Annotated in this window: 23 protein-coding genes; 15 read left to right on the top strand and 8 right to left on the bottom strand. The window is 62.1% G+C overall.

Annotation, left to right across the window (positions count from 1 at the left end; all coding sequences use genetic code 11):
- The first annotated feature begins 366 nt into the window (after window positions 1-366).
- The 15 genes from bchF to D4A92_RS02705 are packed head-to-tail and all read left to right on the top strand — an operon-like array spanning window position 367 to window position 16,719.
- On the top strand, window positions 367-912 hold the full coding sequence (bchF, locus tag D4A92_RS02775) for a 2-vinyl bacteriochlorophyllide hydratase (protein WP_203017966.1): 546 nt from the start codon (window positions 367-369) through the stop codon (window positions 910-912).
- Window positions 909-2,213: a ferredoxin:protochlorophyllide reductase (ATP-dependent) subunit N gene (locus tag D4A92_RS02770; protein ID WP_203017964.1), complete on the top strand. Its 1,305-nt coding sequence runs from the start codon at window positions 909-911 to the stop codon at window positions 2,211-2,213. Before bchF ends, D4A92_RS02770 begins: the two co-directional genes overlap by 4 nt.
- Window positions 2,210-3,772, top strand: coding sequence for a ferredoxin:protochlorophyllide reductase (ATP-dependent) subunit B (gene bchB / locus D4A92_RS02765; protein ID WP_203017962.1), 1,563 nt, complete (start codon window positions 2,210-2,212; stop codon window positions 3,770-3,772). The genes D4A92_RS02770 and bchB overlap by 4 nt, the downstream gene beginning before the upstream one ends.
- Window positions 3,744-7,517, top strand: coding sequence for a magnesium chelatase subunit H (locus D4A92_RS02760; RefSeq protein ID WP_203017961.1), 3,774 nt, complete (start codon window positions 3,744-3,746; stop codon window positions 7,515-7,517). Before bchB ends, D4A92_RS02760 begins: the two co-directional genes overlap by 29 nt.
- A complete protein-coding gene (gene bchL / locus D4A92_RS02755) occupies window positions 7,514-8,443 on the top strand; it encodes a ferredoxin:protochlorophyllide reductase (ATP-dependent) iron-sulfur ATP-binding protein (RefSeq protein WP_246754016.1) in 930 nt (309 codons plus the stop codon). The genes D4A92_RS02760 and bchL overlap by 4 nt, the downstream gene beginning before the upstream one ends.
- Window positions 8,444-8,450: 7 nt before the next feature.
- Window positions 8,451-9,167, top strand: coding sequence for a magnesium protoporphyrin IX methyltransferase (gene bchM / locus D4A92_RS02750; RefSeq protein ID WP_203017960.1), 717 nt, complete (start codon window positions 8,451-8,453; stop codon window positions 9,165-9,167).
- Entirely contained in the window at window positions 9,164-10,603 is a 1,440-nt protein-coding gene (locus tag D4A92_RS02745; protein WP_203017959.1) for an MFS transporter, read from the top strand. Before bchM ends, D4A92_RS02745 begins: the two co-directional genes overlap by 4 nt.
- A gap of 37 nt (window positions 10,604-10,640) precedes the next feature.
- Window positions 10,641-11,420 (top strand): photosynthetic reaction center subunit H, encoded by a 780-nt coding sequence (puhA, locus tag D4A92_RS02740; protein WP_203017958.1) that lies wholly within the window; start codon window positions 10,641-10,643, stop codon window positions 11,418-11,420.
- The gene (gene puhB, locus D4A92_RS02735) at window positions 11,417-12,091 is read left to right on the top strand and encodes a photosynthetic complex putative assembly protein PuhB (protein WP_203017957.1); all 675 of its coding nucleotides are present in this window, start codon (window positions 11,417-11,419) and stop codon (window positions 12,089-12,091) included. The genes puhA and puhB overlap by 4 nt, the downstream gene beginning before the upstream one ends.
- Before the next feature lie 10 nt (window positions 12,092-12,101).
- Window positions 12,102-12,596, top strand: coding sequence for a photosynthetic complex assembly protein PuhC (gene puhC, locus D4A92_RS02730; protein WP_203017950.1), 495 nt, complete (start codon window positions 12,102-12,104; stop codon window positions 12,594-12,596).
- Complete coding sequence (locus tag D4A92_RS02725) at window positions 12,593-12,898, top strand: hypothetical protein (RefSeq protein ID WP_203017949.1); 306 nt, start codon at window positions 12,593-12,595, stop codon at window positions 12,896-12,898. Before puhC ends, D4A92_RS02725 begins: the two co-directional genes overlap by 4 nt.
- Window positions 12,899-12,954: 56 nt before the next feature.
- Window positions 12,955-14,004 carry a magnesium-protoporphyrin IX monomethyl ester (oxidative) cyclase gene (gene acsF, locus D4A92_RS02720; RefSeq protein WP_203019813.1) on the top strand — a complete coding sequence of 350 codons (1,050 nt, stop codon included), beginning with the start codon at window positions 12,955-12,957 and terminating at the stop codon, window positions 14,002-14,004.
- Between the two features lie 10 nt (window positions 14,005-14,014).
- The gene (puhE, locus tag D4A92_RS02715) at window positions 14,015-14,914 is read left to right on the top strand and encodes a putative photosynthetic complex assembly protein PuhE (protein ID WP_203017947.1); all 900 of its coding nucleotides are present in this window, start codon (window positions 14,015-14,017) and stop codon (window positions 14,912-14,914) included.
- Complete coding sequence (gene hemA, locus D4A92_RS02710) at window positions 14,914-16,131, top strand: 5-aminolevulinate synthase (protein WP_203017945.1); 1,218 nt, start codon at window positions 14,914-14,916, stop codon at window positions 16,129-16,131. The genes puhE and hemA overlap by 1 nt, the downstream gene beginning before the upstream one ends.
- A 54-nt stretch (window positions 16,132-16,185) precedes the next feature.
- A complete protein-coding gene (locus D4A92_RS02705; protein ID WP_203017943.1) occupies window positions 16,186-16,719 on the top strand; it encodes an isopentenyl-diphosphate Delta-isomerase in 534 nt (177 codons plus the stop codon).
- 185 nt (window positions 16,720-16,904) lie between these two features.
- Here D4A92_RS02705 and pufC read toward each other — a convergent pair whose 3' ends face one another.
- The 8 genes from pufC to bchY form a co-directional block, all read right to left on the bottom strand.
- On the bottom strand, window positions 16,905-18,161 hold the full coding sequence (pufC, locus tag D4A92_RS02700; protein ID WP_203017941.1) for a photosynthetic reaction center cytochrome PufC: 1,257 nt from the start codon (window positions 18,159-18,161) through the stop codon (window positions 16,905-16,907).
- A gap of 11 nt (window positions 18,162-18,172) precedes the next feature.
- A complete protein-coding gene (pufM, locus tag D4A92_RS02695) occupies window positions 18,173-19,072 on the bottom strand; it encodes a photosynthetic reaction center subunit M (protein WP_246754015.1) in 900 nt (299 codons plus the stop codon).
- A gap of 79 nt (window positions 19,073-19,151) precedes the next feature.
- Window positions 19,152-19,997, bottom strand: coding sequence for a photosynthetic reaction center subunit L (pufL, locus tag D4A92_RS02690; protein ID WP_203017938.1), 846 nt, complete (start codon window positions 19,995-19,997; stop codon window positions 19,152-19,154).
- A gap of 99 nt (window positions 19,998-20,096) precedes the next feature.
- Window positions 20,097-20,294, bottom strand: coding sequence for a light-harvesting antenna LH1, alpha subunit (gene pufA / locus D4A92_RS02685; protein WP_006724823.1), 198 nt, complete (start codon window positions 20,292-20,294; stop codon window positions 20,097-20,099).
- Window positions 20,295-20,306: 12 nt separating this feature from the next.
- Window positions 20,307-20,528: a light-harvesting antenna LH1, beta subunit gene (pufB, locus tag D4A92_RS02680; RefSeq protein ID WP_006724822.1), complete on the bottom strand. Its 222-nt coding sequence runs from the start codon at window positions 20,526-20,528 to the stop codon at window positions 20,307-20,309.
- Between the two features lie 116 nt (window positions 20,529-20,644).
- Complete coding sequence (locus D4A92_RS02675) at window positions 20,645-20,878, bottom strand: hypothetical protein (protein WP_203017937.1); 234 nt, start codon at window positions 20,876-20,878, stop codon at window positions 20,645-20,647.
- A gap of 44 nt (window positions 20,879-20,922) precedes the next feature.
- On the bottom strand, window positions 20,923-22,374 hold the full coding sequence (gene bchZ / locus D4A92_RS02670; protein ID WP_203017936.1) for a chlorophyllide a reductase subunit Z: 1,452 nt from the start codon (window positions 22,372-22,374) through the stop codon (window positions 20,923-20,925).
- Window positions 22,368-23,951, bottom strand: coding sequence for a chlorophyllide a reductase subunit Y (gene bchY / locus D4A92_RS02665; protein ID WP_203017935.1), 1,584 nt, complete (start codon window positions 23,949-23,951; stop codon window positions 22,368-22,370). Before bchY ends, bchZ begins: the two co-directional genes overlap by 7 nt.

The following is a 23,951-nucleotide window of genomic DNA, read 5'->3' as shown; positions in this document are numbered from 1 at the left end:
TCCCTCAATCAGGCGGCGGAGTTTGTCCCCGTCGCATTGGGTTAGGTATGCTCTCTTGCCTTCCGCGGCAACCCTTGTGAGCGGCTGCAGGCCCTCGCAATGCGACGGAGCCGTGCCATCTTGCCTCTCATTCATTCCCTGAAGTGATCCGTCCATCATCCCGCGCCGTGCCCCCCGCCCGCGAAACCGTTTCAATGCGGCGTCAGGCGTGGACGGCAGGCATCCCGTCAGACGAGCACGAGTAACATGTACCCAGTTTTCATTTCTGTAAATCAAAATATACGTCAATCTAAGTTGACACTTTCATCGTGGCGGGCGTAGTCTTCAGTCAATCCCGATTTCCCTTGGGAGGGGATGGGAGAAGGGATGACCGCCATGCGCATACCCAAACCATCGGCATCAAGCCGAGCCCTTTACACACCGGACGAGCGCCGTAGGCGCGACGAAAGCGTGTGGACCTTGGTGCAGGGTATCTTGGCTCCCGTGCAGTTTCTCGTTTTCCTCGTCAGCCTCGGTCTGATCTTTCGCTTTCTGGTGACGGGTGAAGGTCTGTTCGCCGCCCAGATGTCCATCGTCGTGAAGACGCTGACGCTCTATGCGATCATGATCACCGGCTCGATCTGGGAGAAGGTCGTCTTCGGCCGTTATCTCTTCGCCCGCCCGTTCTTCTGGGAAGACGTCTTCTCGATGCTGGTTCTGGCGCTGCACACGGCCTATCTCGTCGCTTTGTTTGCCGGCTCGCTGACCTCGGGCGCATTGATGGCGCTCGCGCTTGCCGCTTATGTCACCTACGTCATCAATGCCGGGCAGTTCCTCTGGAAGCTGCGTCTTGCCAGGCTTGATCATGCCGAAAAGCTGAGATCGTCTGCGGCGCTCGGCAACGGCTCCTCTCTCACGGGGAGCACGTCATGAACCAGCCGCTCGTCTCTTGCGCCACACCTTCCGCCACCATTCGCCAACGCGGCCAGCATGAGGTCTTCTGCGGGCTGACGTCCATCATCTGGCTGCATCGCAAGGTGCAGGATGCCTTTTTCCTGGTGGTCGGATCGCGCACTTGCGCCCATCTCATCCAGTCCGCCGCCGGCGTGATGATCTTTTCCGAGCCGCGCTTTGCGACGGCGATCATGGAAGAGCGCGATCTGGCCGGCATGGTCGACATGCATGACGAACTCGACCGCGAAGTCGCCCGGCTGCTCGAGCGCCGCCCTGATATCCGCATGCTGGTGCTGGTCGGCTCCTGTCCCTCCGAAGTCATCAAGTTCGATCTCAACCGCGCCGCAGAACGCCTCGACCGCCGTTATGGCTCCAAGCCCCGCGTGCTCTGCTATTCCGGCAGCGGCATCGAAACCACCTTCACCCAGGGCGAGGACAATTTCCTCGCCGCTCTGGTGCGCGATCAAGCCCTGCACGGCGCCAGCGACAAGGTCGCAAAGCTCGTCGTCGCCGGATCCGTCGCCGATGTCGTGGAAGACCAGTTTGCCCGGCTGCTGGATGATCTCGGTCTGGAAGACGTCGTCTTCCTGCCCGGTCGCAGCAGCGAGCGCCTGCCGAAGATCGGTCCGCACACGCGCTTCATCCTCGCTCAGCCCTATCTGGGTGCCACTGCGGCTGCCCTCGAAAGCCTGGGTGCTACGCGCATCAACGCGCTCTTCCCGCTTGGTGAAGAAGGCACGACATCCTGGCTGAAAGCGATTGCCGATACCTTCGGTGTTCCCCCCGCACGCTTTGTCACAGTCACAGAGGCGCCGCGCCGCCGCGCCCGCGAGGCCACCGCGCATTACCGCACAGCACTTCAGGGCAAGCGCATCTTCCTCTTCCCCGATAGCCAGCTTGAGCCATCGCTCGCCCGCTATCTCAGCCGCGAGCTCGACGCCGAGATCATCGAGGTCGGCAGCCCCTATCTGCACCGCGAGCATGTGGCTGGCGAACTCGCCATGCTGCCGCCGGGTGTCTCCATTTCCGAAGGTCAGGACGTCGAGATCCAGATCGACCGTTGCCGTGCGGCCAAGCCCGACCTCGTCGTCTGCGGCATGGGGCTTGCCAATCCCTTCGAGGCTGAAGGCATTGTCACCAAGTGGTCGATCGAATTCGCCTTCACGCCGATCCAGGGCTATGAGCAGGCCGGCGACCTTGCCGAACTCTTTGCCCGCCCGCTGACGCGCAAGGCGATGATCGCGGGCGACCGCTCCGGCAACCGGAGGGCCGCATCATGAAACTCACCATGTGGACCTATGAAGGACCGCCGCATGTCGGTGCCATGCGGATCGCCGCCTCGATGAAGGGCGTGCACTATGTGCTGCATGCGCCGCAGGGCGACACCTATGCCGATCTGCTGTTCACCATGATCGAACGACGCCAGTCGCGTCCGCCGGTGACCTACACGACCTTCCAGGCGCGTGATCTCGCAGGCTCGACAGCCGATGTGTTCAAGACCGCGTGCCGTGACGCTGCCGAACGCTTTCAGCCGGATGCGCTTCTGGTCGGAGCCTCCTGCACGGCCGAACTTCTGCAGGACGATCCGGCAGGGCTTGCCAAGACGCTCGATGTCGGTATCCCGGTCGTGCCGCTGGAGCTTCCTTCCTATCAGAAGAAAGAGAACTGGGGTGCGGCAGAGACTTTTTATCGGCTTGTGCGCAGCTTTGCCGGCGGCCGGGAGCGCCCGGCGAATATCGCGCCGAACAGCTGCAATATCCTTGGGCCCTCCGCCCTCGGTTTCCGCAATCGTGACGACGTCACCGAAATCTGCCGACTGCTTGCCGCGAACGGTATCGACGTGCGTGTCGTGGCACCCCTCGGTGCAACCGTAGCCGATCTCGCCCGCCTGCCGGATGCCGCCTTCAACATCGTCCTCTATCCCGAGATCGGCGATAGCGCTGCGCGCTATCTGAAGAAGACCTTCGGCATGCCCTTCGCCTCGACCGTGCCGATCGGCGTCGGCGCGACACGCACCTTCCTTGCGGAGGTGCGAGCATTGGCCGGGCTTCCGAACGAGGAGCTGGTTGGCGAGGCCGAGGACCGGGCAACCTGGTATGCACGCTCGGTCGACAGCAATTACCTCACCAACAAGCGTGTTTTCGTCTTCGGCGACGCGACACATGCGATTGCCGCTGCCCGCATCGCTGCCCGAGAGCTTGGCTTCAAGGTCTGCGGCCTTGGTACCTATATGCGCGAATTTGCCCGCGAAGTGCGTGAAGCAGCGGAAGAATTCGGCGTTGAGGCCTTGATTTCCGATGACCATCTCGACGTCGAACAGGCGATCATAGACGCCCGTCCGGAGCTCGTTCTCGGCACGCAGATGGAGCGCCACATCGCCAAGCGGCTGCGCGTTCCCTGCGCCGTCATCTCGTCCCCCGTTCATGTCCAGGATTTTCCGGCCCGTTACTCGCCGCAAATGGGCTTCGAGGGCGCGAATGTCATCTTCGACAGCTGGGTTCATCCGCTGATGATGGGGCTTGAAGAGCACCTTCTGCAGATGTTCCGGGATGACTTCGAGTTCAACGATCAGGCCCAGGCCTCGCATCTGCACGGTCACGCCCCGGCAGCCGCGCCCGCTGCCACCGAAGTGGTCTCCGACGATGAGACGCTCGTGCTCGCCGAGGTACCCGCCGACGACGCGGCCTGGACGTCAGATGCCGAGCGCGAACTCAAGAAAATCCCGTTCTTCGTGCGTGGCAAGGCCCGCCGCAACACCGAACTCTTCGCCGCCCGCAAGGGTATCCGCCCTATCACCGTGGAGACGTTGTATGACGCGAAAGCCCATTTCGCCCGCTGACGCGACCCCGGTTCGGGTGGTGTTCGTGACACTCGACAATCACATTGTCGCAGCCGTTGATGATGCGCGGCGCAGCCTTGCAAATGACCTGCCGGGTCTCACGCTCTCTGTCCACGCGGCAACCGACTGGAACGACAATCCGGCGAGCCTTGAAGCCTGCCGCGCGGCGATCCTCGCCGGCGACATCATCATCGTCTCGATGATCTTCGTCGAGGAGCATGTGCGCGCCATCGCAGACGTTCTGGAAGCACGCCACCTCGAATGCGACGCCATGGCCTGCTGCATGTCGGCCGGCACGATCATGAAATACACGACCATGGGTCGCTTCAAGATGAGCGAGGAGCAGAAGGGTCCGCTCGCGCTCCTGAAGAAGCTTCGTGGAAAAAGCTCGCGTGGTGGCAAGGACAGCGGCCGCACCGCAGGCGAACGCCAGCTCGCCATGCTGCGCCGCCTGCCGCAATTGCTGCGCTTCATTCCGGGTACCGCGCAGGACGTGCGCAATTATTTCCTGACGCTGCAATACCGCATCGCGGCTTCGGATGAGAACATCGCCAACATGGTTCGCCTGCTGGTCGGCAAATATGCCAAGGGCGAGCGCAAGGGCCTCCAGGGCCGCATCACGGTCGGAGATCCGGTCGAATATCCCGATATGGGTCTCTATCATCCGGGCCTGAAGCCAAGGGTCACGACGCAGCTTTCCAGCCTGCCGCACAAGGCGGGTGCGCGTGGGACGATCGGGCTTCTGCTTCTGAGAACCTACATCCTGTCTGGCGATACCGGCCACTATGATCGTGTCATCCGCGAGTTGGAAACGCGCGGCTTCAATGTCGTGCCGGTATTCTCGAGCGGTCTGGACATGCGCGGCGCAATCGAGCGGTTCATGACGCCTGGAACGGGAGGCGTCCGCATCGATGCCCTCTGCTCGCTGACCGGCTTCTCGCTGGTCGGCGGACCGGCCTATAGCGATGCCGCTGCCGCTGCCGAGACACTTGCGGCGCTCGATGTTCCCTATTTCTCCGCGATGGCGACCGAGTTTCAGAGCAAGGAAGTCTGGTTCTCGTCGACACAGGGGCTGACCCCGATCGAAACTACACTGATGGTGGCGATCCCTGAACTCGACGGCTCGATCGGCTCCATGGTCTTCGGCGGTCGTTCTGACGCGGGCGGCGGGGCGAGAGCCTGCATCTGCTCGAGAGAGCTTGCCTCCTGCCCGTCCGGCAGGGCCTGCATGCAGCCGGATGACGAACGCGTCGTGCTGCTCGCCGATCGCCTCGCTGCCATGGTCGACCTGCGGCGCAAGGAACGTGCCGAGCGCCGTATCGCCATTGCGATGTTCAACTATCCGCCGAACAGCGGCAGCATTGGCACCGCCGCCTATCTCTCCGTCTTCGAGAGCCTGTTCGAGACCATGCGCCGGCTGAAGTCGGAAGGGTACGATGTCGACTTGCCCGCCGATGCCGAAGCGCTGAAGGACGGCATTCTTGAAGGCAATGCAGCACTTTATGGCGTCGAGGCGAATGTCCACACGGTCATCCCTGTCGACCAGCATGTGCGCGGCGAAAAACACCTTGCCGATCTCGAGGCGAAGTGGGGACCGGCTCCGGGACGCGTTCTCAGCAATGGGCGTGGTATCTTCGTGCTCGGCCGCCAGTATGGGAACCTGCTGATCGCGATCCAGCCGCCCTTCGGTTATGAGGGCGACCCGATGCGGCTTTTGTTCGAGGGCGGCTTTGCGCCGAACCATGCCTTTGCCGCCTTCTACCGCTATCTGCGCGAAACCTACCGGGCCGATGCCGTCTTGCATTTCGGCACCCATGGCGCACTTGAATTTATGCCCGGCAAACAGGTCGGCCTGTCTGCAGATTGCTGGCCGGATCGCCTCCTGGGCGCGCTTCCCAACTTCTATCTCTATGCCGCCAACAACCCGTCGGAAGGCACGATCGCAAAACGTCGTTCTGCCGCGACGCTGATCTCTTATCTGACGCCGCCGATCACGCATTCCGGGCTCTACAAGGGCTTGAGCGAGCTAAAAGGCAGCCTGGACCGCTATCGCAGTGCAGCCCCCGAAGTGCGTGTCGAGCGGGAAAGGCTGTTCCAACTCATTCAGGTCCAGGCCGAACAACTGGATTTGGGCAAAGATAGCCTCGGGCTTGCCGAAGCCGACATGATCCAGGCGCTCGTGGCCGAGGTGGCTGAAGTCGAATACGCGCTCATTCCGCACGGTCTGCACATTGCCGGTCGCGCCATGGAGGAAGGCGAGCGTCTGGAAATGCTCGACCATGTCGCCGCCAACATGCCACCTGCCGTGCGTCCGCACCTTCAGACTGAGTTGATCGCCGCGATCGCCAAGGGTGACGCCGCGACGACTGCGCGGATGACGAAAAACGCAGTCGGTGAGCTCAAGGAGTGCATCGACAAGCTCGTCACGATGAACCGCGAACTCTCTCACAATGGAGAGATCGACGGCCTCGTCCGGGCTCTGGACGGTCGGTATGTGCTACCGTCGCCCTCTGGTGACCTGCTGCGCACGCCTGAACTCCTGCCGACCGGCCGCAATATCCACGGCTTCGACCCCTTCGGCATTCCGAGCGCCTTTGCCATCCAGGATGGCGAACGTCAGGCCGCGAAGGTGCTCGAACGCTATTTCGCCGCCGATGGACGCCTGCCGGAAACGGTTGCCGTGGTTCTCTGGGGCACCGACAACCTGAAGACTGGCGGTGCGCCGCTGGCGCAGGCCATGGCACTCATGGGTGCGCGCCCGAAACTCGACGCCTACAATCGCGTCTGCGGCGCTGTTCTGGTGCCCCTCGAAGAACTGCAACGCCCACGCATCGATGCGGTCATGACGCTGTCTGGCATCTTCCGGGATCTCCTGCCGATCCAGGCGAGCATGCTGGCCGAGGCGAGCTATCTCGCAGCTGTCGCAGACGAACCGGTCGAGATGAACTTCATCCGCAAACATGCGCTCGCCTATTGCGAAAGCCATGGCTGCGACATCGAGGCTGCGGCGTACCGTGTCTTTTCGAATGCCGATGGCGCCTATGGATCGAACGTCAACATGCTGGTCGCATCCTCCTCTTGGAGCGACGATGATGAGATCGCCCAGACTTACAGCAATCGCAAGAGCTTCGCGATCAACCGTTGCGGCAAGACCAGCGCGCAGGCCGAGGTCTTCGATGCGATGATCGGGCAGGTCGACATGGCTTACCAGAATCTCGACTCGGTCGAGATCGGTGTGACCACGATCGAGAACTATTTCGACACGCTGGGCGGCCTCACCAAGGCCGTGAGTCGAGCCAAGGGCGGCGCTTCTCTGCCGGTCTTCATCTCCGACCAGACGCAAGGCGAGGGACGTGTCCGTACCCTCGGTGAGCAGGTCGCATTGGAGACCCGCACACGCACGCTGAACCCCAAGTGGTTCGAGGGCATGCTGAAGCATGGTTACGAGGGCGTGCGCAACATCGAGACGCAGGTGACTAACACCTTCGGCTGGTCGGCGACCACAGGCGACGTCGACCCCTGGGTCTACCAGCAGATCACCGAAACCTTCGTGCTCGATACCGAAATGCGCGAACGGCTGGCCACACTCAATCCGGCGTCTGCCGCCCGCGTCGCCAACCGGCTGATCGAGGCGCATGAGCGCAACTATTGGCAGCCGGATGCAGAAACGCTCGCCGCCCTGAAACAGGCCGGTGAAGAATTGGAAGACCGTCTTGAGGGGCTGGTCAGGGAGGCTGCCCAATGAACATCTACACCCATGGCAAGATTGCCGAACGCGAGGCGCGCATCGCCGAAAAGCTCCGGGAGCGCGCCGATGGCGAAGGCAGCGTGCAGGTCCATCTCGACCCGACGATGGAAATCGACGGCGCCAAGGTCTTCGCGGTCTACGGCAAGGGCGGGATCGGCAAATCGACGACGTCGTCGAACCTCTCGGTTGCCTTCTCCATGCTCGGCAAGCGCGTGCTACAGATCGGCTGTGATCCGAAGCATGATTCCACCTTCACGCTGACCAAGAGCCTGATCCCGACCGTCATCGACGTTCTCGAAAAGGTCGATTTCCATTCGGAAGAACTCCGTCCGGAAGACTATATGGTCGAGGGCTATAACGGCGTTCAGTGCATCGAGGCGGGTGGCCCGCCGGCCGGCACCGGCTGCGGCGGTTATGTCGTCGGACAGACGGTCAAGTTGCTCAAGGAGCATCACTTGCTCGACGACACCGATGTCGTGATTTTCGACGTTCTCGGCGATGTTGTTTGTGGTGGTTTTGCCTCGCCGCTGCAACATGCCGAACGCGCGGTCATCGTTGCCGCCAACGACTTCGATTCCATCTTCGCGATGAACCGGATCGTTGCTGCCATCAAGGCGAAGTCGAAGAACTACGATGTGCGCCTCGGTGGCGTGATCGCCAACCGGTCGCGCGAGACAGACCAGATCGACCGTTACAATGATGCGATAGGCCTCAAGCGCCTCGCGCATGTGCCTGACAGTGACCATGTGCGGCTGAGCCGGCTGAAGAAGAGCACGCTTTTCGAGATGGGCGACAGCCCGGAGATCCTGGGCATCCAGAAGGAATACATGCAATTGGCCGAGCGCCTTTGGGCGGGCACGCCAGCACTTGAAGCCGAACCGATGAAGGACCGGGAAATTTTCGAATTTCTCGGCTTCGAGTGAGGTTGCCATGAGCCAGGCCGATTACATCAGACGCACCGGCGAGATCGAACACTACTTCGACCGCACCGCGCTCGATGCCTGGAAGCGGCTGACCGGCGACCAGCCGGTGAGCGGCATTCGCGCGACGGTCCGCAAGGGGCGCGAAGAGATGCGTGGCACGCTTGCTTCGTGGCTGCCGCAGGACCTCACCGGCTGGCGCATCCTCGATGCAGGCTGTGGCTCGGGCGTTCTCTCGTTCGAACTGATCGCACGTGGTGCAGAAGTCGTCGGCATCGATCTCTCGGCGCAGATGATCGCCCACGCCCGCCAGCGGGCGCATGAAATCGAAGCATCGCAGGGACGCTTCAAGGGCTCGGTCACCTTCCACAGCGGCGACATGCTCGACCCGCGTCATGGCCGTTTCGATGCCGTGGTCGCGATGGATGTGCTGATCCATTACCGCCCTGCGGACGCCGTTCGGGTGCTTCACACTTTGGCCGGGCGCACCTCGCGCCAGATGATCTTCACCCTGGCGCCTGGATCCCGCCTGCTGCGGGCGATGCTCGCTGCCGGCAAGGTTTTCCCTCGTGGCAATCGTGCGCCGGCGATCTACCCGGTCGATCCGGTGCGGCTTGTCGCGCAGATGGTCAACCATCCGGAGTTTGCCCATTGGCAGGCTGGTCGCAGCCACAAGGTTGCCGTCGGCTTCTACACCTCGCAGGCCATGGAGGTGATCCGGTCATGACGATCGCTGCCGCCAACCGCAAAATGATCTCGTTCTGGCAGAAGCTCGGAACGCGCTTCATGCCGTTTGCGGATGCGGCGTCGGCGGAGATGCCGTTGTCGAGGTTGTTGCGCCTGTCGCTCTTCCAGATCTCTGCCGGTTGCGTGCTCGTCCTTTTGACCGGGACACTGAACCGCGTGCTGATTGTCGAACTCGGCGTTTCCGTTGCGCTCGTCTCGGCGGTGGTCGCCATTCCGGTTCTTGCCGCTCCACTCAGGCTCCTCTTCGGTTTCCGCTCGGACACCTACAAGTCCGTGCTCGGCTGGCGGCGGGTGCCGTATGTCTGGCTCGGCAGCCTGCTGCAATTCGGCGGGCTCGCGATCATGCCGTTCGCGCTGCTTCTGCTCCAGTCGCAGACGCTTGGCCCCGAATGGGCCGGTGCTGCAGGTGCGAGCCTCGCCTTCATCTTGACCGGCTTCGGCATGCACATGTCGCAGACTGCAGGCCTGGCGCTGGCCAGCGATCTCGTTCCTGAAGAAAAGCGCCCGCGGGTCGTCGCACTTCTCTACTTCATGCTGCTTATCGGCATGATCGGGGCATCGAGCTTCTACAGCTTTTTCCTGGTCGACTTCTCACCGAAGCTCTTGATCCAGGTCATCCAGGGAACGGCGCTTCTGACCATCGTCATCAATGTCATCGCCATCTGGAAGCAGGAAGCGCGCGATGTGCGCCGCACGGCCGTCGATCGCGATCTCGCAAGCTTTTTCGATGCGCTCGACGACTATCGCAGCGCGCCCGGCGTGATGCGGCTTCTTCTGGCCGTCGCCATCGGATCTGCAGCCTTCTCGATGCAGGACATCCTGCTTGAGCCCTATGGCGGGGAGATCCTGGGTCTATCCGTCGGTGAGACGACAAGGCTGACGGGAATCTGGGCCCTCGGCACCATGGTCGGCTTTGCCTGGGCGGCCCGCAGCCTGCAGAATGGCGCCCAGATGTACCGTGTCGCGGCGCGGGGCTTGCTGATCGGTCTCGGTGCCTTCTCGGCCGTCATCTTCGCCTCGCCGCTTGGCGTCAACCCGCTCTTCCATCTTGGTGCCTTTGGCATCGGTCTCGGCGGCGGACTGTTTGCCGTCGGCACGATGCTCGCCGCCATGGGTATCGCCGAGCGCTCGGACAGTGGCCTCGTCGTGGGCGCCTGGGGTGCCGTGCAGGCGACCGCCATCGGTGCGGCCATGCTGGCCGGCGGCGTGATCAAGAACACGATCAATGCACTGGCGCTCAATGGCTCGCTGGGTGACGTCATGATGACGCCGGCTGCTGGCTATCTGGTCGTCTATAGCTTTGAAATCATTCTCCTCTTCCTGTGCCTGGCGGTTCTCGGTCCGCTGACCGGCCGGCGCTATCAGAGGGACTATCTGCAAGACATGCGTTTTGGATTGGCGGAGCTGCCCGGCTGACCGCCGGCAGATGCGCTTTACACGGGAGGGTCTGGATATGACCGGGTCGCTGGTTGGGAATATCGATGTCGCACAAGTGGTGCTCTATGCGTTCTGGCTCTTCTTCGCGGGGCTGATCTGGTATCTGCGCCAGGAAGATCGTCGTGAGGGCTATCCGCTCGAAGAAGATGTGACGGGCCGCTACAACAAGAGCCCCTGGCTGTTCGTGCCGCCGAAGAAGACCTTCATCCTGCCGCATGGCCAGGGCGTCCGACATGCGCCTGACTTCAAGCGTGACGAGCGGACGTTCTCGAGCCGCCGCATCGCGCCGGCGCCGGGCTATCCGAGCGAGCCGGTTGGTAATCCGCTGCTCGCGGGCATCGGCCCCGGCTCCTGGGCCGAACGTTCCGACAGGCCTGACGTGACGGCTCATGGCGATGCCCGCATCGTGCCACTCCGTGTCGCCGAAGGCTTCGGGCTTGCCGAAGGCGCTGCCGATCCGCGAGGTCTCGCCGTCCTCGGTTGCGACAAGCAGATTGCCGGCACCGTCAAGGATATCTGGGTCGACCGGGCCGAGCATCTGATTCGCTACTATGAGGTGGAACTCGCCGATGGCGGACGCACCGTGCTTTTGCCGAACAACTTCGTCGTCTTCCAGACCGGTCGTGGCAATGTCCGGTATCTCTATGTGCATGCGGTAACAGCCGCGCAATTCGTCGATGTGCCGGCCACCGCCCGCCCCGAACTCGTGACCCTGCTCGAGGAGGACAAGATCGCCGCCTATTTCGGTGCCGGTCTCCTCTATGCGGATCGCTTTCGTCAGGAGCCACTGCTGTGAAACAGTTCGTCACTCGAGAACATGAGATCGAGCCGCTGCCGGGCCTTCCAGGCGTGCCTCCGGCAGGTGAAGTCATCCTCTGGCAGGGGCGGCCATCGTCCGCCCTTGTCGCCCGGCACCTTTTGAAAGTTCGCTGGATCGTCGGCTATTTCCTGATCCTCGCCAGCTGGGCCGTGCTTGCCGGCTTGAACGATGCTCAACCTGTTGGCGGTATCGTCTTTTCGGTGGCTGTCCTGACCGCCCTGGCCGGGGTGCTGATCGGCATGATCGAACTCTTCGCCTGGGCCGTTGAAAAGACGACCCTCTACACGATCACCACGGAGCGCATCGTCATTCGCTTCGGTGTGGCAATTTCGATGACGCTGAACCTGCCGTATCGGCAGGTGGATGGTGTGGCTCTCGCACGGCTCGGCGAAAAGGCGGGCATGATCGCCATTGCCCTGCTGCCAGAGCAGCGTCTCTCCTGGCTCATCCAGTGGCCGCATGTGCGGGGCTTCCGGTTCTCGAGGCCGGAGCCGAGCCTGATCTGCCTGCCCGACGCGGACAAGGTGGCGAATGTGCTGTCGGCCGCGATCGGCCAGTATCGTGGCGCGCGGGCCGAACAGCCGCGGATCATCATCCAAGAGACTGCCGGAAGCGCCATGCCGCCTTCCGTCGTTGCCGCCGAATAGGAGCCGTGTGATGGGATCGGCCTCGCATCTCGGTTACTGGGCAGACCGCAAGGGCAAGACGCCCAATCGTGTGCCTCGCGGCGTGTTTCTTGGTCTTGTCGGTCTGCTGGCTTTCACGGCAGGCGCAATCCTTTTCGGAACAACGACAGGGATCGGGCTCGTCAAGCAGCAGCAGGCCGCACCGATCGCCATCCGCGATCTCATCATCACCCGCACCACTTCAGACTTCGTCGTCGTGAGAGACGCTGCGACGGATCAGGAGATCGCAAGCTATGCGCCACAGGCCGGTGGCTTTGTGCCGGGCTCGTTGCGCGCGTTCGAGCGCATGCGCCAGGTCTCGAAGGTACCGTTCGATACGCCTTACCGACTGATCAAATGGGATGCCGGTGGACTGAGCCTGTCCGATACGGGCACAGGCGAGCGGATCTATCTCGATGCATTCGGCCCGGACAACGTGGCCGCATTCGAAGCCCTTCTGGGCTCACAGGGAGGAGAAAACCAATGAACCCGGTCTTTGCCTTGATGCGACGGAAGGAGACGGTCGATTGTACCGTCGAGATCAACAACACCTTCGAGGCGCTCGGTGCGCATCTGAGGTTCGACAACGGGGTGGTGGTGCATCCGGGTGACGAGGTCTTGGTGCATGGCGCACCGGTCCAGATCCCCTATGGCTCCTGCCAGAATTTTCGCCGGAAGGCCACCATCACCCGGGCGGGTTTCCTGGAGCGGGCCTGGACCCGCGCCACCGGCGATCTCGACATGATGGAATTGTGCGAATTCAGCTTCACGGAGAGGGCACTGTCATGAACAATCATGTTTCGCCTGTTGATCTTGCCGATCACGAACCGACCGTCGAGGAACGCATGGCCGGTGTCAGCGACACGACCCGCAGCGCGCTCGTCTCGACGATGCTGACACCGCGCTTCTACACCACCGATTTCGAAGAGATGGACAAGATCAATGTCGAGCCGGTGCGTGCCGAATGGGACATGCTTATCGCGCAGATGAAGAGCGATCCGAACCGCGGACACTTCAAGCGCAACGAGCAGTGGGACGATATCGACATCGACGCCCTGCCGGACGATCTGCGCGAGGAGTTCATCGACTTCCTCGTCTCGTCGCTCACCTCGGAGTTTTCCGGCTGCGTCCTCTACAAGGAGATGAAGCGACGCGGAAAGAACCAGGAAATCTGCGAGCTCTTCGGCTACATGAGCCGTGACGAGTCCCGTCATGCCGGCTTCATCAATGATGCGCTGAAGGAATTCGGTATCGGCGTGAACATGGGCTTTCTGGCCAAGGCGAAGAAATACACCTTCTTCAAGCCAAAGTTCATCTACTACGCGACCTATCTGTCCGAGAAGATCGGCTATGCCCGCTACATCACGATCTTCCGCCATTTGGAAAAACATCCGGACAAGCGGTTCCATCCCATCTTCAAGTGGTTCCGTGAATGGTGCAACGACGAGTTCTCGCATGGCGAGGCCTTCTCGCTGATCATCCGCTCCGACAAGCGGTTGATGGAGGGCGTGAACAAGTATTGGATCAAGTTCTTCCTGCTTGCCGTCTTTGCCACCATGTATGTGCGCGATCACATGCGGCCGGCCTTCCACAAGGGGCTCGGCGTCGATATCGACGATTACGACATGAAGGTCTTCCGGCTGACGAGCGAAATCTCGCGCCAGTGCTTCCCACTGGTGCTCGATCTCGACAATCCGGCCCTGCATGAAGGCTTCCGCCGCATGGAGCGGATCAACCGCAAGGTCATGGCGGCTGATGCAAAGGGTGGCCCCTCGGGCAAGATCGCCAAGGGTTTCTGGTCGGCGGCTGCAGCGGTCAATTTTATCAGGATGTATGCGATCCCGACCAAGTCGAATGCCATTCCGGCGACGTCCCGCCTGCAGCCAGTCTGGTGAGGAGATTGCCATGACGCTCACGCACCCGCTCGTTGTCGTTCTGGTCGCCATCTCGGTATGGTGGCTTTCGACCGGGCTGGTGCTCGCCATGGTCAATCGATCCGACGGGCCACGGGCGAGGAGCTTCGTCCTCATGGCGCTGATGACCGTTGTCGGCGCCTTCGGCTTCGCCCTCATGCTCTGGGGCGCAGGGGAACCAACGGTGCTCGGTTCCTATCTCGGCTTCTTCGGCGCGCTGCTCGTCTGGGCTTGGCATGAAGCGGCCTTCCTGACAGGGATACTGACAGGTAGACGGACCGGTGAATGCCCGCCCGGACTGACAGGCTTTTCCCGCTTCCGCGCGGCCTGGGAGGCGGTCAGCGATCACGAGATCGCCATCCTGGTGACCGCGATTGCTCTGTGGTTAGCGCTCGAGGGATCGGCCAACCTCTTCGGGCTTGCCGCGTTCGGGCTCCTCTGGGGCATGCGGATCTCCGCCAAGCTGGTAATTTTCCTTGGCGCGCCGCATGCGATCAGCGAGTTGATGCCGAAGGGCATCCGTCACCTCAAAAGTTATTTCAAGACCGATCGGATGACGCCGCTGTTTCCGATCTTCCTGGCCCTCGCGGCTGGCATCTTCGCCGTCCTCGTCGTCGGTGCCAACCGCGCGACGCAGGCGCATTCGGTCGTTGGCCATACGCTGCTCGCGACTTTCATGGCGCTTGCCATCATCGAGCATCTGGTTCTCGTCCTTCCCGTCTCGGACACAGCGCTCTGGCGCTGGGCGATGGCGCGTCAGGATCGGGGCAATCTTGCCATTCGCCCGGTGGCGGACGGCGTTTCCGCACTCAAGGAGGGTGGGCCGGTGTCCGGGCCACACACCGCCTGGACAACAATCGGACACGACACGATCGGGAAGAGGAAAGACTGATGACTGTTTTCCAGCACATGGAAGAGGCGCTCGCCGGCCTGCATACCGCCGGCAATTACCGCGTTTTCGCGGATCTGGAGCGTCACTGCTCGGCCTTTCCGAAAGCCGCGTTTCATCATGCTGACGGGACGGCCCGCGATGTCACCGTCTGGTGCTCCAACGATTATCTCGGCATGGGCCAGAACCCGCTCGTGACCGAACGGATGATCGAGGTCGTGCGCAAGTGCGGCGCCGGTGCCGGCGGTACACGCAACATTTCAGGCACCAACCACTATCATGTCTTGCTGGAGCACGAACTCGCCGACCTGCACGGCAAGGAAGGCGCGTTGATCTTCACGTCGGGCTATGTCTCGAATTGGGCAGCGCTCGGCACGCTGCTCGCAAAGATCCCCGGCATCATCTGCTATTCGGACTCGCTCAATCACGCCTCGATGATCGAAGGTATCCGGCATTCGCGCTGCATCAAGCGACAGTTCCGTCACAATGATTACAAGCATCTGCGTGAGCTGATGGCGGCGGATGATCCGGCAGCGCCGAAGCTCGTCGCCTTCGAAAGCGTCTATTCGATGGATGGCGACATCTCGCCGATCAAGGAGATCTGCGATGTCGCCGACCAGTTCGGCGCCCTGACCTATCTTGATGAGGTGCATGCCGTCGGCATGTACGGGCCGCGCGGCGGTGGCGTGGCTGAGCGCGAAGGTCTCATGGACCGGTTGACGGTCATTGAGGGGACGCTCGGCAAGGCTTTCGGCGTCATGGGCGGCTATATCACCGGTCCGGCCGTTCTGGTTGACTTCGTTCGCTCATTCGCATCAGGCTTCATCTTCACCACCGCGATCCCCCCGGCGCTTGCGGCCGGCGCGACTGCGTCGATCCGCCATCTGAAAGAAAGCCCCTTCGAGCGCCATATGCACCAGGCGACGGTTGCGAAGGTCAGGCGGGCGCTCGACGTGCGGGGGATCCCGCATATGCATAACCCAAGCCATATCGTGCCGGTCATGGTCGGCAATGCGGCCAAGTGCAAATGGATCTCGGACGTGTTGCTCGATGACTTCGGCATCTATGTCCAGCCGATCAACTATCCGACAGTCGCCGTTGGCAAGGAAAGACTGCGGATCACGCCAACGCCGCTTCATACAGACGCGGATATCGAACACCTTGCCGAAGCGCTCTGTTCGCTTTGGTCGAAATGTGCATTGGCCAGGGCGGTTGCCTGAGGCTTACAAAAGCCGTATCGGCACGGCGCAGCCAGGAGTTTGGAGCCGGACAGGATGACGGACAGCATTTACATTCCGGCAATTGCCGGCGACGGATCGCTTTATCCGATCGAAAAGATGCAGGCGCATCTCGATGGCCAGCTGCATCTGGCCGTGTCCGTCTTCGTCTTCGACGGTGACCTGTTGCTCATCCAGAAACGTGCCTCGACGAAGTATCACTGCGCTGGACTCTGGGCGAATACCTGCTGCACCCATCCGCATTGGGAGGAAAGGATCGAGGACTGCGCCGAGCGCCGCCTCTCCGAAGAGCTCGGCTTCACTGTCCCGCTCACCCGTCATCAGACAGTCGAATATGCCGCCGATGTCGGTCAGGGGCTGAGGGAGCACGAGCGCGTGACGCTGTTCAGCGCCCAAGTCGACAGCCGGACACTTGAGATCGCGCCTGTGGAAGGCGAGGTCGAAGAAACCCGCTGGATTGGCCCTCGTGAACTGATGCGGGAGGTGCGTGAGCGCCCGCAGGATTTCACGCCCTGGTTCCGCATCTATCTTCAGCGCTTCCCCGGCTTGAGTTTCGCCGAAGCTGCCTGACCCTCCGGCCTGTCTCTCCCCATCATGATCCAGCCGCGATCGGTGCCGTCGTGCGCGCCTATATGCGGGTATAATCCGCCCAACTTCACTGAAGCTCGGAGCCTGGCCACGTTAGTCAGCGAATTCGATCAAGGACAAAAAGAAGGGGAGCTCGAGAGCTCCCCTTTTCATTGTGGTCCGCCTTCTTAGGGCGTTGCGGGCGGGGTCGCCGCAGGTGGTGAGGTCGCCTCGGGTGTCGAGGGTGTCGCCGGGTCAGCCGGTGGCGTGACGGCGGCGGGGTCTGCCGGAGGTGTGGCTTCGACCGGATCAGCAGGGGGGGTAACGTCCGCAGGGGCGGCCGGGGGCGTCGTGGTGTCGCCTGCAGGTGCCAATCTCTGGGTCGTGCCGGGCTGGTAGCTCGCAAAGTCTGGAACTTCCGTCGGTCCCTTCCTCGTCAGCGAGTCGGCATAATCCTGCAGCATCGAGACACCGTAGAGCGGCTTCTGAACACCGGCATGGCAGGTGCCGCAGCCGACCTTGAAGACATCGCCTTCCGGTCCCTTGCGGGTGTCCGGGAAGACCGGCGTCAGGCCGACCATGTAGTTCGCGTTGATGTCCCTGACCATGCGGATGCCGTGCCAGGCGGTGACGCGCTGCGGCGGGCTTTCATCCCAGGCGTTGAAGGCTCTGGAGTTGTGGCAGGTGGTGCAGTTCACGCCGAGCGATTCCGACATGTGCATCATCAGAGACCACGTGGCTTCGGTTTCCTTGGTGCCAGCCAGATTGGCGCTTGTCGGCAGAGCCGTGGTGGAATGCACGCGGATCTGCTTTGCATCGAGGAGGTAATCCTTGAGGACATTCTGCGGCAGCGAGGAATTGCCGGCGAACATTGCGACGACATTCTGTCCCGCGCGGTTCTGTGTCATGCCGCCGGCCGGCTTCGGTTCGAGATCCTCGTACCAGTAGTTGGCGGGGATCGCCTGTCCGCGGTGACAGGTGTAGCAGGTGGCGCCAACCTGACCGACATGGCTCTGCCAGTCGACATTGATCGCCTGGGTCATCTGGATCATGCGGCGGGAGACCACCTTCTGGTAGACCTCGTCGGAGGCGAGGTTTTCCGGATTGTGGCAGTAGTTGCAGCCAGCTTCCGGGGCGATCCATTCGGTGATCGAGGCCATGAACTGGTTGAACTGATCGTCCGACAGATCGCCCAGTACCTGGACGTTTTCATAGATGTCGCCGGCCCGGTCGCCCGAAGGGTCCGCCTCCCACGGGGCGGGCGGCACGACGTTTGCCAGCTTCAATGCTTCCTGATTTTCGACATCCCGGTGGACATACATGCCGGTACCGCGAAAGCCGATCTGTTCGCTCTCGACGGGTGGAGCATCCCAGCCGGCGCCGACGAAGCTCGCGATCGTCAGCAGGGAACCGGCGGAGATAGCGAAGGGAATCCAGAGTTTCATCGTCCTTCTCCTTAAAGCGCCGGGTCGACGACACCGGGATAGCCCGGCAGCGGGGAGACGATCCCGTGATTGATGCCCCAGAGGTACCAGTTGTCGACGACGGTGCCCGTGAGCAGGATGCCGATGCCACCGGTGATGGGGGTGAGGATCGCGAACCACCAGGCCCAGCGGTGGACGGATTCCATGGTGGCGTTGAAGCCCATGGTCCATCTCCAGAAGAGGGCTGCACGTTCGGAGGCAGTACCGCGATCGGTGATCTGTTCCAGCTCGCGTTCACCGCCGTATTTGCCAACGGCCAGGATCGTTGCACCATGCATCGCAAAGAGCAGGACCGAGCCATAGAGGAAGACGATCGAGAGGCAGTGGAAGGGATTGTAGTAGAGGTTGCCGTAGCGGATCGAGAAAGCCGCCGTCCAGTCGAGATGCGGGAAGATGCCGAAGGGCACGGCTTCCGAGAAATTGCCCATCAACAGTGGACGAATGAAACCGAGCACCAGGAAGAGCCAGATCGCGGCGGCGAAAGCCCAGGCGACATGCGTGCCCATTTCCAGCTGACGTGCGCGGCGATAGACGCGCACCCACCACAACAGGACCGAGATGGTGAGGAAGAAGCCTGCGATCAGCCACCAGCCACCTTCCGCGAGCGGCGGCAGGACTTTCAGGCCGTATTCGGCAGCTGGCGGCTCCAGCCCCAGCCAGAATAGCTGGCGTACGAACTGGATCGGATCCCAGCCGACCGAGGCCAGCATGTTGAGGCCGATGATCTCGAAGGCGATGAAGCCGAAGACCAGCGACAGTGTGCCGAGCCAGCCGAGGTAGATCGGTCCGATCTGGGCGTTGCCGATGATGCCGAACAGACGGACGAAGATAGGTTTGCCGGTGCGCGGGCTGTCGCCTGCGGGAAGGGGCATGCCCTCTTCCGCTGGACCGCTGACCTGGATCGGCGTGATGATATTTTGATACTGCGCTAAGAACATGGTCCGGTCCCCCTCAGTTCCAGATCGGCAGCGTCAGCCACCAGTTCCACCATTGCGGCCAGCCCTGGTTCCAGAACGGTCCGCTGATGACGATGCAGACGGCGCTCCAGAAGCCCGCGTTCAGCGCCAGGATCAGGCCGAGGCGGTGGATGCCGAGCGTGCCGATCGAGTAGCCGATGATGTCGCGGAAGAAGGTGTCTTCGTATTCGGGTGTCTTCACTTCCGCCTGCTTGCCGGCCTCGGTGTTCGATGCACCTGGATTGGCGGCTGACAGAATGAGGCCACCGTGCAGAGAAAGAGCCAGCGTCGTGGTGAAGAAGAAGGTCACCGCGATCATATGCGCCGGATTGTAATGGAAATGCAGATATTGGTAGCCGACGTTCGAAACCCAGTCGAGATGGCTGAAGATGCCGTAGGGAAAGCCATGCCCCCAAGCGCCGAGCAGCAACGGACGGAAAACGACGAGCGTCGCATAGGCGAAGATCGCGACGGAGAAGGCAAAGGGTACGTGGTAGCCCATGCCGAGCTTGCGGCAGATCTCCACTTCACGAAGCGCCCAGGATATGAAGGCGCCGAGCGCGCAGACGGTCACGATCTGCCAGAGGCCGCCTTCCTTCAGTGGCGCCAGCGCCAGACCGTAGGACAGGTCGGGTGGCGCGATCGAGATCCGCCAGATGTTCCAGGTCGGACCGATGGCTGCGCCATAGATCAGGAGTGCCGTCCCGAGGATCGCGAAGAATGCCGTGGTGACGCCGAAGAACCCTACATAAAAGGGTCCCACCCAGAAATCGAAGAGATCGCCTCCGAGCAGCGTCCCGCCTCGTACGCGATATTTGCGTTCAAAACTCAGCAGCGCCATGTTCGTTTCCTCCAGAGGTGATCAGCCAGGCGGCGTTGTCGGGTCATGCCGTTTGGCGGCGGGCGAGACCGAAGTGCCGCCCGCTGCCGTCTTGGTTCTTCAGCCAATGAGCCGGAGATCCACACCTTCAGAGATCGAATGCTCGATCGAACTGGTTGTGAGGGGCCTGCCCTCCAGCCAGTTGAAGCGTTCCGTGCTCAGCAGGATGAAGTGGATCAGGATCGCAAGCGTGAACAGGAATACAGACAGTGCAACCAGCGCCTTGCGCGGGTCGAACATAAGCCAGACTCTCCACATATCGCGTCCTCCTCAGGTCAACATCGGCAGAAGCGTGAGAGCCGTCTGGTTAATGCCCTCGAGAGAGCTGTAACCTTCCGGACCCGGGATCCAGGGACGCCACATCCAGACCAAGATATGCGCGACGATGGCAATCGCCGTGAATATCATGAAGCCTTGGATGAAGAATCCATGGACCTCGCGCGCTTCGCTTTCGGTCAGACCCGAAAGTGAAACATTTGATGTTTCAGCCATCAAATTCACCTCCTAGTCTCGAACACCGCGGCGCCCCCGCGGCGGGGTTTCGGGAGGTCTTTGAAAAGACCTGCCGGGTTTCTGCCGGTGTCGAGAACACCGGCAAAGGGATCGGGTTACGCGTGGAAGGCGTAACCGGCAGCTGCATAGGCCGAGCAGCGAGCCTCGGCGAAGATCGATTGAGCGGGCCGCTCGGCGGCCTCTTCCGCATGGCCGGTCATGCGCGACGCGACGGCCGCGAACAGGCAGAGCGGATAGAGGAGCAGGTAGAGGCGCCGCATGTTCTGGCGCTCGGACTGGCGGTCGCGATGTCGACGCAGGTCCTGATCGGATCGGGTTGCAGTGATCATGGCTTTGCCTCCAGTTGTCCCGTTGATGGGTGTCGTTCCGATATTCATGCGTAGGCTCCCTCAAGTCGGGCGGCCGTTTCGACATGATCCCGGGTAACTTCGTGGTCTTCGGCACGGCGAGCCTCGCGTTCCGCTGTTTCCCGCAGCCGCTTGGCGGCCGAGATGCGGACGAGGACCGGCTCGTTGCCGATGAGTTTTTCCAGCGATGCCTGAGCATCCGATTGCCAGGCCATCTCCGTGCGCGGGCGTGCCGTCGTCGCCTCGATCGCGTCGAGTTCTCCGGCGCGCGGCAGGATGTCGAACAGCATGTCGAAGAGGGCGTTGCAGACTTCCTGGATCAGCCAGGCCGCACCTGAATAGCCCATGACCGGCGTGCCGGGATGGCGGCGGACGATGGCGCCGGGATAGGACAGCTGCACGAACTTGCCGCGCGCACCGCGCTCGGCCATGTACATGCGCTCGTTGAACGAGCCGAACATGATCATCGGTGGTTTCTTTGCGGTCAGCTCCGCGACCTCGATATTGTCGGTTTTCGAGCCGGCCTTGCGCGGGATCGCGAAGTTGCAGGGCAGGCCCATTTCTTCTTCGAGGAAATTACGGATGCCGCGCACATAGGTCTCGTTGGCGACGATCGCGAAGCTTGCAGTTGCAAAGAAGTCCTGGGTGACGGAGCGCCAGAGATCCCAGAGCGGTTTCAGCGTCGTGTGCTTTTCCTTCAGGATAAAAGGTTCAGGGTCGAGCCCGAGCATGTCGCCGAGTTCACGCAGGAAGGCCGTCGTCGAATGGATGCCGATCGGTGCCTGCAGATAGGGGCGGTCGAGTGTTTCGCAGAGCAGACGGCCGAACTCGCGGTACAGGCAGATATTGGCATCGGCATCGGCGAGCTTGCGCACGTCTTCAAGATGGCTGCCCAAGGGGAAGACCATGTTGATCTCGGCGCCTAGCCCCTCGACGAGGCGGCGGATCTCGGCGAGGTCTGAGGGCATGTTATAGGTGCCGTAGATCGGGCCGATGATGTTGACGCGGGGCTTGGCGCCTTCCGGGCGTCGGCGCGGAGCCGGCACCTTGCCGCCCTTCGGGCCGAATTCGGTCCAGAGCCATTTCAAGGCGCGGTCGGCGCTCTGCCACTGGTCTTCGTCGATCGTGCGCGGCAGAAAGCGGACGATGTTGGATCCTTCAGGCGTCACGCCACCACCGATCATTTCGGCGATCGAGCCGGTGACGACGACGGCGGGCAGGTCCGGATCGAGAGCGAGCCGCGCCCGCTTCATCGCGCCTTCCGTGCCGTGCTGGCCGAGTTCGTCTTCCGACAGACCGGAGACTACGATCGGCAATTCGTGCGGCGGCAGGGCGTCCGTGTAGTGGAGCACCGAAGTGACCGGCAGGTTTTCGCAGCCCACCGGGCCGTCGATGATCACCTGCAGGCCCTTGATCGCGGTAAAGGCATAGACGCTGCCCCAGTAACCGCCGGCTCTGTCGTGGTCGAGGATCAGCATCCGACGCTCTCCCCATTGTCGACGGCGTTGCGGGACTGCTTGACCTTGGCGGCGAATTTCTTGCGATAGGCGCTGCGATCTTCCGGCACGTCTTCCCAGATGCCGGCGCCGTCGCCCTGGCCTACGCCTTCAAAGAAGGCGTTCATGGCGAGGAAGCGGTCCTTGTTACCGATCGCGGCGTTGATGACCGCTGGCAGCGAGGCGACACCAGCCGGACCCATCAGGGGACGAGCTGAGATCAGATTGGTGAAGTATAGGGCGGGTGTGGCGCTCTCCTTCGCTTTCTGCACGACAGGGGTCGTGCCGATGGCGAGATCCGGCTTGAATTCCTGGAATGCGGCGAGGTCCTGCTCCAGCGAGGCCCGGAAGCGCAGTTCCACACCATGGGCCGCCAGCCACTCGGCGTCCTCGCTGTTATAAGGCGTCTTCGGACAGGCCGTGCCGACATAGCGCAGGTCAGCGCCGAGTTCGACCAGCAGGCGGGCAACGAGGAGTTCGGAGCCCTCATAGCCCGAGAGCGTGATGCGGCCGTTGATCCTGTTTTCGGCGAGTGCCGCCTTGATTGCGCCGCGCATGGCGTTGCGGCTGATGTTGGTCTTGGCTTCAGCCACGCCGCAGCTATCACCAATAGCTTTCAACCAAGCATCCGTTCCGTCGACACCCACCGGGGCCGAGCCGATGATCGGACGACCGGCTGCCTGAAATTCGCGGATACTTGCCGTGTAAAACGGATGGATCGCCGCGACCGCAGCGCAGTCGAGGGCGGAATAGAGTTCACGCCATTCGCGGACGGGGACCGTCGGGCCGGCTGCAAGCCCCATGGGCTCCAGCATGCCGCCGATCACAACCGGATCGACCGGGAACATTTCGCCGAGCAGGGTGACTGTCGGCCTGTCCTTCAGCCCGCCGCGCGGGCGCTGAACCGGGCCTTCGCCAATTTCCTGGCGGGCATAGGCGAGCATCGCGCCTGACAGAACGTCCTTCGCTTCGGCATGGGTCGGGACACCAAAGCCGGGGACGTCGATGCCAACGATGCGCACGCCATCGATCTCGCGCGGCAACATCTTGAGCGGCACGCCCGAGGCGGTGGGGACACAGAGGTTGGTGACCACGACGGCATCGAATTTCTCAGGATCCGCCATCTGATGCACGGCCTCGACGATGTCCTCGTAGAGCTTGCCGGTGACCAGTGTTTCGGAGGAGAAGGGCACGTAGCCAACCGAGCGCTTGGCGCCATAGAAATGCGAGGTGAAGGTCAGGCCGTAGACGCAGCAGGCAGACCCTGAGAGGATCGTGCCGACGCGCCGCATGCGAAGCCCGACGCGGAGCGATCCGAAAGCCGGGCACATGGACTGTGGTTGGTCATGCGGACCCTTGGGATAGTCCGCTTCGAAGCGATCCATCAACTCGCCCTGGCCAGCGGCACGGGCCGCTGACTTGGAAAGCTCGACGCCGCCATGGCAGCCAATGCCGTTTGTGTCTGCGGCCGCCATGTCGCCAAGGACGGCGGCATCGTTGCCGACGGGAGCGATCCCGCCAGCGTCGTCCAGCTCGAATTCCTTGCGCAGGTCATCCAT

The organism is Rhizobium rosettiformans (assembly GCF_016806065.1).
Lineage (GTDB): Bacteria > Pseudomonadota > Alphaproteobacteria > Rhizobiales > Rhizobiaceae > Allorhizobium.
This window is presented reverse-complemented; position numbering and strand designations above follow the sequence as displayed.

Bases quoted from the DNA above. Each gene is read 5' to 3' on its own strand.
- bchF (WP_203017966.1), top strand. From the start codon at position 367: ATGACCGCCATGCGCATACCCAAACCATCGGCATCAAGCCGAGCCCTT.
- D4A92_RS02770 (WP_203017964.1), top strand. From the start codon at position 909: ATGAACCAGCCGCTCGTCTCTTGCGCCACACCTTCCGCCACCATTCGC.
- bchB (WP_203017962.1), top strand. From the start codon at position 2,210: ATGAAACTCACCATGTGGACCTATGAAGGACCGCCGCATGTCGGTGCC.
- D4A92_RS02760 (WP_203017961.1), top strand. From the start codon at position 3,744: ATGACGCGAAAGCCCATTTCGCCCGCTGACGCGACCCCGGTTCGGGTG.
- bchL (WP_246754016.1), top strand. From the start codon at position 7,514: ATGAACATCTACACCCATGGCAAGATTGCCGAACGCGAGGCGCGCATC.
- bchM (WP_203017960.1), top strand. From the start codon at position 8,451: ATGAGCCAGGCCGATTACATCAGACGCACCGGCGAGATCGAACACTAC.
- D4A92_RS02745 (WP_203017959.1), top strand. From the start codon at position 9,164: ATGACGATCGCTGCCGCCAACCGCAAAATGATCTCGTTCTGGCAGAAG.
- puhA (WP_203017958.1), top strand. From the start codon at position 10,641: ATGACCGGGTCGCTGGTTGGGAATATCGATGTCGCACAAGTGGTGCTC.
- puhC (WP_203017950.1), top strand. From the start codon at position 12,102: ATGGGATCGGCCTCGCATCTCGGTTACTGGGCAGACCGCAAGGGCAAG.
- D4A92_RS02725 (WP_203017949.1), top strand. From the start codon at position 12,593: ATGAACCCGGTCTTTGCCTTGATGCGACGGAAGGAGACGGTCGATTGT.
- acsF (WP_203019813.1), top strand. From the start codon at position 12,955: ATGGCCGGTGTCAGCGACACGACCCGCAGCGCGCTCGTCTCGACGATG.
- puhE (WP_203017947.1), top strand. From the start codon at position 14,015: ATGACGCTCACGCACCCGCTCGTTGTCGTTCTGGTCGCCATCTCGGTA.
- hemA (WP_203017945.1), top strand. From the start codon at position 14,914: ATGACTGTTTTCCAGCACATGGAAGAGGCGCTCGCCGGCCTGCATACC.
- D4A92_RS02705 (WP_203017943.1), top strand. From the start codon at position 16,186: ATGACGGACAGCATTTACATTCCGGCAATTGCCGGCGACGGATCGCTT.
- pufC (WP_203017941.1), bottom strand. From the start codon at position 18,161: ATGAAACTCTGGATTCCCTTCGCTATCTCCGCCGGTTCCCTGCTGACG.
- pufM (WP_246754015.1), bottom strand. From the start codon at position 19,072: ATGCCCCTTCCCGCAGGCGACAGCCCGCGCACCGGCAAACCTATCTTC.
- pufL (WP_203017938.1), bottom strand. From the start codon at position 19,997: ATGGCGCTGCTGAGTTTTGAACGCAAATATCGCGTACGAGGCGGGACG.
- pufA (WP_006724823.1), bottom strand. From the start codon at position 20,294: ATGTGGAGAGTCTGGCTTATGTTCGACCCGCGCAAGGCGCTGGTTGCA.
- pufB (WP_006724822.1), bottom strand. From the start codon at position 20,528: ATGGCTGAAACATCAAATGTTTCACTTTCGGGTCTGACCGAAAGCGAA.
- D4A92_RS02675 (WP_203017937.1), bottom strand. From the start codon at position 20,878: ATGATCACTGCAACCCGATCCGATCAGGACCTGCGTCGACATCGCGAC.
- bchZ (WP_203017936.1), bottom strand. From the start codon at position 22,374: ATGCTGATCCTCGACCACGACAGAGCCGGCGGTTACTGGGGCAGCGTC.
- bchY (WP_203017935.1), bottom strand. From the start codon at position 23,951: ATGGATGACCTGCGCAAGGAATTCGAGCTGGACGACGCTGGCGGGATC.